This window comes from Flavobacteriales bacterium (assembly GCA_025210295.1).
In the GTDB taxonomy this organism is placed as follows: domain Bacteria; phylum Bacteroidota; class Bacteroidia; order Flavobacteriales_D; family Parvicellaceae; genus S010-51.
The window spans coordinates 56644-66807 of record JAOASC010000017.1 but is presented as its reverse complement, the minus strand read 5'-3'; the positions used below and the strand labels follow the sequence as shown (position 1 = coordinate 66807).

9 protein-coding genes are annotated in these 10164 nt (G+C 31.2%); 5 read left to right on the top strand and 4 right to left on the bottom strand.

Going from position 1 to position 10164, the window contains the following annotated elements; all coding sequences use genetic code 11:
- Together N4A35_05515 and N4A35_05510 are read right to left on the bottom strand one after the other, a co-directional pair.
- A partial coding sequence (locus N4A35_05515) for an FG-GAP-like repeat-containing protein (protein MCT4580858.1) occupies positions 1 to 4551 on the bottom strand: 4551 nt, incomplete at its 3' end.
- Between the two features lie 148 nt (positions 4552 to 4699).
- Positions 4700 to 5245, bottom strand: a complete 546-nt coding sequence (locus tag N4A35_05510) for a hypothetical protein (GenBank protein MCT4580857.1) — start codon at positions 5243 to 5245, stop codon at positions 4700 to 4702.
- A gap of 391 nt (positions 5246 to 5636) precedes the next feature.
- Here N4A35_05510 and N4A35_05505 point away from each other — a divergent pair, with 391 nt between their 5' ends.
- The 5 genes from N4A35_05505 to N4A35_05485 all read left to right on the top strand — a co-directional run bounded on the left by N4A35_05505 (position 5637) and on the right by N4A35_05485 (position 8252).
- On the top strand, positions 5637 to 6500 hold the full coding sequence (locus N4A35_05505) for a hypothetical protein (GenBank protein MCT4580856.1): 864 nt from the start codon (positions 5637 to 5639) through the stop codon (positions 6498 to 6500).
- A gap of 82 nt (positions 6501 to 6582) precedes the next feature.
- Positions 6583 to 7119, top strand: a complete 537-nt coding sequence (locus tag N4A35_05500; GenBank protein ID MCT4580855.1) for a hypothetical protein — start codon at positions 6583 to 6585, stop codon at positions 7117 to 7119.
- Between the two features lie 10 nt (positions 7120 to 7129).
- Positions 7130 to 7783 (top strand): hypothetical protein, encoded by a 654-nt coding sequence (locus tag N4A35_05495; GenBank protein MCT4580854.1) that lies wholly within the window; start codon positions 7130 to 7132, stop codon positions 7781 to 7783.
- On the top strand, positions 7773 to 7943 hold the full coding sequence (locus tag N4A35_05490) for a helix-turn-helix domain-containing protein (protein MCT4580853.1): 171 nt from the start codon (positions 7773 to 7775) through the stop codon (positions 7941 to 7943). Before N4A35_05495 ends, N4A35_05490 begins: the two co-directional genes overlap by 11 nt.
- 30 nt (positions 7944 to 7973) lie before the next feature.
- Positions 7974 to 8252 carry a helix-turn-helix domain-containing protein gene (locus N4A35_05485; GenBank protein MCT4580852.1) on the top strand — a complete coding sequence of 93 codons (279 nt, stop codon included), beginning with the start codon at positions 7974 to 7976 and terminating at the stop codon, positions 8250 to 8252.
- 310 nt (positions 8253 to 8562) lie between these two features.
- On the opposite strand, the gene N4A35_05480 is transcribed toward N4A35_05485, so the two are convergent.
- Positions 8563 to 9390 carry a DNA adenine methylase gene (locus N4A35_05480; protein ID MCT4580851.1) on the bottom strand — a complete coding sequence of 276 codons (828 nt, stop codon included), beginning with the start codon at positions 9388 to 9390 and terminating at the stop codon, positions 8563 to 8565.
- Between the two features lie 28 nt (positions 9391 to 9418).
- Positions 9419 to 10162 (bottom strand): hypothetical protein, encoded by a 744-nt coding sequence (locus tag N4A35_05475; protein MCT4580850.1) that lies wholly within the window; start codon positions 10160 to 10162, stop codon positions 9419 to 9421.
- Positions 10163 to 10164 lie beyond the last annotated feature (2 nt).

The window sequence follows — 10164 nt, the reverse complement described above, 5'->3', positions numbered from 1 at the left end:
TGTTGCTGTATTGTTCGATGTTGTGTAAGTATTTCCATCTATCCAAGTAAAGCTACCACATGCTGATTGTATATCTGTAGCTGTAGTGTTGTTAATAGTCAAGTTTAATGTAATAATTGAATCACATCCTGCGGCATTTGTTAATGTATGTGTTGCTGTATTGTTCGATGTTGTGAAAGTATTTCCATCTATCCATGTAAAGCTACCACATGCTGATTGTATATCTGTAGCTGTTGTAGTATTATTGATAGTTAAGTTTAATGTAATAATTGAATCACATCCTGCGGCATTTGTTAATGTATGTGTTGCTGTATTGTTCGATGTTGTGTAAGTATTTCCATCTATCCAAGTAAAGCTACCACATGCTGATTGTATATCTGTAGCTGTTGTAGTATTGTTGATAGTTAAGTTTAATGTAATAATTGAATCACATCCTGCGGCATTTGTTAATGTATGTGTTGCTGTACTGTTCGATGTTGTGTAAGTGTTTCCATCTATCCAAGTATAAGAACCACATGCTGATTGTATATCCAAACCTGTTGTACCTATACAAGTCGTTCCACAAGTAAATGTCCCAATAGGTACAGGAGTTGTTGCGCTTGAATTCATGGTTTCACCATCTAAGGTGTTTATTCCGCTGTAAGTCCAATTTGAATTATTGAAATTTCCATTGTTGGGTTGAGAGCAATTATTTCTAGAAGCCCAACCGTCAGTATATTCCCAAACTTGATTTGTACCGTCTGTATTTATATCACCAAAAACATCTATTACAACTCCGTTCTGAAATAACTCTACTGCATCATCACCATTGATAGACATAGAACCGTGCGTATAATCTGGAGCGAATCCAAAGAAGTTTGAGAAATTTGTAGATTCAGTTGCAATATAGATATAATCGCCTGCTGTAACAGATACATTAGGAAAGGTAAACTCTTCGCCGTCAGATCCTCCTCCATTATTGGCAGATCCTACTCCGTAAATACTTAGATCCGGTATGTCTTGTCCTACAAATAGTTCTATCCCTTTTGGTGTTCCACTAGTTAAAGGTCCGTCATATACCGTCGAAATAATTAAATCATAGTTATAATTAGGAGCTGGAGTTACAGTGACTGTTTGAGAATCGCTAGCTATACATCCGTTAACATTAATTGAGTAGCTAATTGTATGAGAACCTACACCAGCTATAGAAGCTGAAAAGTTTGAGCCAATAATTCCAGGGCCTGAAAAACTACCTCCAGAAGGAATCCCTATAATAGGTTGGTTGGATGAAGTGTTTAAATAAGTTGTTCCTAATCCATTGATAGAAGCATTAGGGGTTAAAACTGTTAAATTAAAAACAACAAGACTGTCACATTCAGATGATACAGGAAAAGAATAATTATAAGTTCCATTCTGTGTTAGTGTATCTTGGTTGTAAAATAGAGTATCGCCATTGCAGATGGTATCATAAATAAAATGATAGTTACTGTTTACGTGTAATCTTATTTCTACGATGCTGTCACAACTGTTGTTATTCATTAATGAATCAAAATAAACACCTGTTTCAAAGAATTCATTTTGTCCTGTATATAGAGTGTCTCCAGTACATATTGTAGAGTCTATAATTATATGGTTATTGCAAAGTAATTGTTGACATTCAGAGACATGAATGTGAAGATTGGTGATATCATCAGTAGGCAATGCACTAAACTGATGTGTTAAAGAATCAGTTAATGGAGGTATAAGCCCTTCTGTAACAGATGGAAGTCTTACCAAAGTTTGATTTTGAGTAGATAACATTCCCTCTGTAATTATATTATTGTTTAATATCTCTCCTCCAACTCTGTCAATAATTGAACCATTTTTATATAAAACTATAGCATCGTTTCCTGTAAAGTTTAATTTTGAACTAATTAAAGAAGCAGCTCCAAGCATTCCAGAATTATTTGAATTAGAGTTGACAATAACGAAAGTAGAGTCTGAATAAATATACCCACCTAAGTTGATAATAGAATCAACAACAGAAAAACTACCATTAAAAACTCCAATGGCATAATCAGAAAGCATAATGGAATCATTGGTTGGGTTGTATAATTCTATAGCTTGATTGTTTCCTGTCCCTTCTATATATTCAGAAATAATAAGCTCTGAACATTGACTTGTTGAACAAAAGTTTGGAGAAAAGCTAACATTAAGTTGGACAATACTATCACAACCTAGTTGAGAAACAAGTGTATCAATATAGGTTCCTTCTTCAAATATAATTTCGCTTCCTAAAACTGTAAAACCTCCTCTACATATTTCTTCATCAATATTTAAAGAGCAAGATACACAACTGTTTCCTAGATTCTCTAACCAGCTAGTTTTACCAGATAACCTAGAGTAGGCAAGAACGTCTAAGTCTCCGTCACCGTCTATATCGTCAATGTCAGAAAACGAAGTAATTTCAGGTGCATATATTTTTTGAAGCGGAGCAAATGAACCTGTTCCATCGTTTTCGTACCATCCTGTAATAGTATTGTATTGATTTCCTTCATAAAAAGTCAAGATAATATCAATGTCATTATCGCCATCTATGTCTCCCCATTTAGCATAGGGTCTGTTTGAGTATGACTTTGCTATATTGTCTATAAAGTAAGGCCCTGTAAATCCTGAAGAACCGTCGTTAGCATAATAAGCTAGGGTTCCTGATAATGATTCTAATAGATCAACGAACCCATCATTATTAAAGTCGCCAGTTCCGAGTAAGGATAACGAATTAGCAGAATTAGAATTGATCAAAAATTGATTTTGAGTCATTTTCGTTCCTCCAATATTCTCAAAATATGAAATTGCATTTCCACTTTTAGAAAAAGCATCTAAATCTCCATCATTGTCTATGTCTGCTAGCATATCCAAATGGAAAAAGCCTTGGATTAAGCTATTGTTTTGATCTCTCACAAACGCACTCACTGGATTAAATTTACCTATAGTAGTAGATCCGAAGTTATTATAACCATTTTCACTCCATTTTAGGTAGCTACCATCGTCTCCCAATAAATCTAAATCTCCGTCTAAATCAAAATCAATAAAAGAGGCTCCGACTATGTTATTTGTTGGCATCCTGTTTTCTAAATTTGGAACAGAAGCTAAGTTATTGTTGTAGTTTAGCCAAACAGTTTGATCGCTTCCTGCAAGTTTGACAACTATATCATTAATTCCATTTGTGTCAATGTCAACTACTTTTATGATTTTATCATGCGTTGTTGTTAATCCATTAAATAACGTGTCAGGAAATGCAATAGGTTGATATGTGCTATAATTTCCAGTGCCATCATTTTCATACCATCCTTGGTAAGTTATAACGTCTAAATCTCCATCAGAGTCAATATCTGCTAATAGCTTTGAGTCTCCCGAAACTGGAGCTCCGTCTGGAACCCCAATAGCAAAAGTTGTATCAAAGTTCAACGTTCCAGAGTTGACTTCGAATTTAGATATTCCTGTAAATGTAAAGCTCCCGCCAACAAAAGCTATTTCGTCTAGCCCATCTTGATTATAATCGCCAGCTATGATGTCTGTACCCGCTTCAATAGCTGAATTAATGCCTGAAAATTCCAGATACCCATTACTTAAATCATTTACATAATATCCTGTAGTTCCACCTATACTGTTTAATACTAAGTCATCGTCTCCATCATTGTCAATGTCTCCAGATGCTATATGGTCATAATTATTAGCATTCGTAATTTGTACCATTGTAGTTGACGCTAATAATTGACGTATTATGTAAATACCATTATCGTCTAAAAAAGCTAATTCTAGTATTCCGTCTTGTTCTTGGTCTGTATAGCAAAAAGTAGTTATAGGTACAGAAGAACTGCCATTATAAGCATGTAAATTAAAGTTTCCAGTATTTGTTCCTTCGTAAAGCAAAATATCATTGTCATTAGCTTTTCTATAAGAAAAGTCATCTATTCCATCGTTGTTTACATCTCCAACAATAAATTCTATTGGAGTTTTAATAGGATAATCCAAGAGCCTTTCCCCTGAAAAGTTTCCATTTCCATCATTAAAATGTACGGTAACTTCATTTAAACCATCTATTGATGAACAAACAATATCCATATCATTATCTCCATCGAAATCTCCAGCAATAACATGATAGGCTTCTAGGCAAAATGGATCAATCGTTTTAGCTGAGGAGAAAGAAAGACCTCCTAAATTATCGTAATAAACAATTTTGTCTTCTGGTCTTAGTGCTGCAACAATTTCTAAGTCACCATCGCCATCTAAATCTGCTAATGTAGCTTGTGTTGCAGGCCTGTCTAGCAGTACATGTCTTTTGTATGAATCACTACCTACATTTTCGTATAATCTTATATTATAAGGAGTATGAGAAACGTTGATATCACTTCTCATTGTAATTAAATCAATATCACCATCACCGTCAATATCGCCTTGTATAATTTGTGAAGAGAAGTTGTCGTCTCCTTGGTCAATAATGTGCTCTTTAAAATTTTGACTTGTTATAAAATAATAATTAGATAATGCTATACATGTTACAAATACCTTTCTAATTTTAGATGTTTTCATAATGAAAATTTTTATGTAAAAAAAACTAATTATTAATAAATTACATTCAAATATAATTATTTATTAGATGTATCCTATTGATTCCTAGGTTAATTTGAGGATTAAACTAATTGTTAAATGAATTCAAAGATATTTAAGGCTCATACTTTTAATTACTTAAATATTCTTTGTAAAGAGACTTATTCCATTTATAGGCTATAATCAAACATCCTCCTATCAATATTGTATAAATAACTGTCACATTGTGAATTGTCTTATAAAACTCTGTGTAGTTTATTAGCAACCACATTATTGTTGAGATAATCCCTGCATAAATAAGAAATTTAGATAACATTTGTCCAAAATAATTGTTAAGTCTTGTTATACTTATAGGTATATTATAGAATACTGAAGTCCAATGACTTTTTTTACCTAAGTAGGTATAAGCAATAAAATTACTGAAACTATAACCTTTTTCCTTTGGTGCTAGATTTAATGGGGTGAACATACTAATATAATAAACATAAAGAACATAAAGTGTTAACAGGCTTAATATTACTAATAAAGTTGTCCATGATGATACTCCAATTACTGAAACTAATGGGTTAGCCTCTTCATTAAGGTCTGGTGTTAACAAATAGGTACAGTATGCATCATAACTTCTTGAAAGTAAAATCCATATTGTTGTTAGTGTAAATTTTAACTTCTTATTCATTTATATGGTTTGTTTTAATTATTAATCTATTACTAATGGTAATTATTTGGTTTTGTATAGGTTACAGTGATATAGAATTTATTATTAACTTTAAAAAATTTTGAGTCAACTCAATATAGTTGTACTTATTTTATATATAATCACTCAGCAAAAATAATTATATCTAAGTAAGTAAAAAGTTATTTTATGTGAAATAAGTTCTTTTTGATCTTTTTCTATGTTTTTAGAGTTTTTTTATTCGACCTTATCGTTAAGGTAACATCTTAAAACACATCATAACAGATTAATACAGATTAAAACGGTGTAAAAGTGGGTAAATAGAGGTAAAGAAAGTCATTTTAATCAAATTGTAACCAATGCTGTATCATATGCGTTCATATTTTATATGGGTATGGTAAAAAACACAAAAGAATTTAAAGAGCTTATTCAATACAATAAAGAAGTATTGAAAAAAGGATATGAAGCAGAAGTCAAAAAAGCCTCTAATAAAGCATATGCTAAAAAATACTATCAACGTATTCTCTTTATAGAAAATGAGTTAACTCCTTATTATACATTACTGCTAAAAGAGTTGAAGTTTGTGTATTATCATTATAGTGCCTTAGATAATCAAACATCATTTGAAAAAACACTTCAACATTTTCAACAAATTAGAGATATAGCCCAAAGAGAATTGTTGAAATTAATAGCGTTTAAAAATGGAAATGATACCATCCAGTTATCTGATTATTACTATGATTTAATTTTGGATAGCAACATAGATGTTGACGATATAATAATTCAAGAAACAAAAGCTTTAGATTCATCTGATGAAAATATTTTGGGAGCATTGGCAATAAGCATTGCTGGAAAACAACTTCATGCAAAATATAATACTAGTACTAGTAATGTGAATAAAAAAGATGAAAAAAAACAAGAGCATCGCTATACGTTTACACAAAAACAACAACTTCTAGCCTTATATTTTTTATTAGAATCATTTGGCTTTAAAACTATTGGAACAGTAGATTTAACCAAACAAGCAGCATTGTATCATTTAATTTTGGGAGTTCCATTTCAAGAATTTGAAAAGCTGAAAAATACCAATATATATAAAGCATTACGAACAGCCCCACAAGTGGTGACAAATGACCGTTATTTACTTAAAAATTTAGAGTTAATAAAACCATACTTTCAATCTGTTCAGTTAACCAATGTTGTAGCGTTAATTGACCAACAAATAGATATTTGTAAAGAAAACCTTCAAAATAATTAGTTAATTATAACTTTTCGGGCTACCCAATACTTACCCACTATAAAAACCTTTGCGTAATTCATAGTATAAAATCAAAGCTACTATGAAACGTAAGAAAAAAAATACCTCCAAAAGTAAAATTAGTCAATTACTGGAAGAATACAACCGAAAAGAAACTAAAGGACAAGTAGAACACACTCTTTTAAAAAGCACCATAGATATAGCCAGTGTAGCGGGAGGTACAGGATTGGGAGCATTAAGTGGTGAAAAAGCAAAGCTTATAGGTCCCTTACTCATATTGTTAGGACACTATATAGGTGATAAATCAGGTTTGCTAAGAATGTTGGGAGCATCAACCTTGACGTATGGAATAGCAAAATCAAAAGACTTAAAAGAAAATCAAAATCTTCTAACAGTAAAAGGACGATTAAATGACTTGAAAGACAATTGGCTAACGGCTATGTATTTAGAAGTTGAAAAGAAAAAAAGAAATAAAGAGTCAGGTTCTTCAAACACCAAATCCACAACCAAAAAGATAGATAAATCACCAATAAACCAAAAACAAGAATTACCTAAAGAGCCAACTACAGAAAACTCTCTAGAAGGTTCTGAAGATACGCTAGATTTTACAAACTTTTAAATGAACAACTATGATTACCAAGCTAAGCTATGACTCTGATAATTTAGATATGATATATAATTCTCTGAAAAAACTCAAAGAACATAATACACCTAGAGATTATGAAATAAGAATAGATGGATTATCAGTCGTCCCAAGAACAAATGAAGTATATCGTTTTTATAATCATCAAGATTTTATGCTAGGAAGCTCCAGAGAAATAGTGGTGTTAATCTATTATGGCAAGTCAAGGTTAAATGATAAATATCTATTAATACATAATCAAGACTTTTTATCTAAAGAGCAATATGAAAAAGAGTTAGAGGATAGTATAAAAGAATATAGAAAAAAAGAAAAATTAAAACGATTGATAAAAAAAAATAAAGAGCGGAAAAAACAAATCCAGCAATTAAAGACAAAAGTCAATGGTTTAGAAAGTTCAAGCAGTAAAATAATAAGAGATTTATTTCCAATGATTTCAAGTTCTTTTAATAAATCAACCAATAACAATATCGATCAAGAAACAAAAATGATTTTAAAGGTAATAAAAAGCACCAAAGAAGAATTTGGAGAGGAAGTCTTTAATAATGCGATGAAAATAGGATTGACGGTAGCAAGAAATCCATCAATAACAGAATCAGTAGAACAATTTATAGATGAAAAACTAAAAGAAAATGGAAAATAAGGAATTACTAACAAGGAAAGAAGCAGCAGAGTTTTTATCAATATCACTAAGTACACTTAAGAATTGGACTTACGATAAACTAATAAAAGCCTATAAGCTAGGAGGAAGAATTTATTATAAACGTAAAGAATTGATAAACTCATTAAGAGAAGTCAATTGATAAAAATAAATTAAAAAGGAGGTGTTATATGTGGAAGTAATCGTAATAGAAAAAGAAACGTTTTATAAGCTAATAGATGAGTTAACGATAAGAGTCATTAAGAATAGTGAAAAATATTTTAATGACAAAGAGTGGTTAAGTGAATCTGAAGCAAAAACTCTTTTAGGAATAAAGAGCAAAGGTAAGTTACAACAATTAAGAGATGAACTAAAAATTGAATTTAGTCGGTTTGGTAAAATTATAAGATATAGTAAATCAAGTATTTTAAGATTTTTAGAAATGAATCGAATTAGTTTGCGTAATTTCTAAAAAGTTTTGAACAGGGCATTTTCATTGAAAATAGCCCTTTTTTTATACCTATAAAACAGGCAAAAAACACGCAAAAGAAAATTTATTGAATTAATATATACGGAAAAACGAAAAGTATTTGAATTAGAAAACGAAAAGTACTTTAAAATTCCAATATACACATAAATTATAGACAAAAAGATTATCTTTGTAGTGTCACACTTTCATCATACATCCACTACAAAATGAATTGCCCCTAAGCCAATTGCTTAGGCAATTGATAGTGGATGTATCTATTATAAGTGTGACAGCTGCTTAGGGGCTACTTTACCTAAATAGGATAATTGGAGGTTAAATGCTCAATCTTCTTTCTTCGTTTTGTCAGTTTTGCTCCATTAGAAGCAGATAAAGTCTTTTCTATTTTTTTTGAATACCATCCATTATCCTTAATATATTTATCTAATATATCTGACGGATATGTACTCAACAAAAACTTACCTTTGACTTGAGTAAGAGCATCTAAATCTCTCTTAAAATGATCTTCAGTATAACCACCATAATGACCTTGATCAGTATCAATATATGGAGGATCAACATAATGAAAAGCTTTTTCGTTATCTCGGCTTAATATAACTTTATGAGCTTTATTATGTTCTATTTGAGTATATCTAAGCCTTTCACTTAATGATTCCTGGAAAGCATCTATTTTGTTTTGTATTGTATGAGCTCTCTTATTTCTATCATACCCCCATGTTCCTATTTTAGTTGAAAAACCTTGATTTGTTGCAACCCAAAAAGCCCAAGCTCTTAAAACTTCATCTTCAGCAAAAAGCCATGGACTTTCATAAATTATCAAAGCCTTTTTGTATGTCTCTCTGCTATGTAATGTTGCTTCAATTTTTTTTCTAAGTTCAAAATAACTATGTTTTAAAACCTCATAAAAATTAACGATATTCATATTAACGTCGTTAATAACTTCACATTTACTTGGGGGTTTAGCCCAAAAAATAGCACCTCCTCCAAAAAAGGCTTCAGTATAAATTTCATGCTCAGGAATTAATGGTAAAATATCTTTTATCATCATTTGTTTTCCTCCATAATAGCTGATTGGAGTTTTGATTTTGGAAGTTGTCACACTATCCATCTTTTTATTATTCATAACTTATTTATTAGTATTTAAATTGCTTTTAAACAGATTCAAAAATAATTTTCAAGCCACCATTAAGAATAGCCCCTCTAAAATCATCATTAGAACCTTGTGGAGAGTTATCTATTATGATAATATTTGTATCCGTTAATTCCCAGCTAAATGAGCTAGGTAATGACATAAGTCGTCCACTTGTTAACTCATGTAACAAGATAGATACTCCTTGTATTCCTAAAACGCCAGCTGTTTGATTATGAGTTATGGTAGCTTCATACCTGTTTGTTGTGCCATTCCAATCAAAAGAGCTAGGAGTTTCAGTTATCCAACTTCTAGTTAATGTATTACCTGATAATCCAAACTCATCTTTCAAAACACTTTTAACTGATTTTAACTGCCACAACTTGCGGTGATCTCCCATTGAAGGATGATAAGGTTCAATCTTAAAACGTCTGATTTTGTGAGGTTTAATTGTTTGACCAGCCTGCGTTACTTTAATCACATTAGGATCATCAAAGTTGTCAGAAACAATTCCATATTCTTGACTATCAGATAAGCCTATGGTTTCAGGTAGATACCCTATTTCACCATCTAATATAACCCAACCCTCGCTTATTTTTTCGTTATTATTAATATCCACCCCTCTTTCAACTCCTGTTAAAATAGCATTATCAGCAAGAGAGCGAATCACTTGGTGTATTCCATTACGATAGATATTATCTAAGAATCTAAAGTCGTCCAATTCGATTGGATATCCACCATTTACGTTTGTTTCTAATATATTCATCT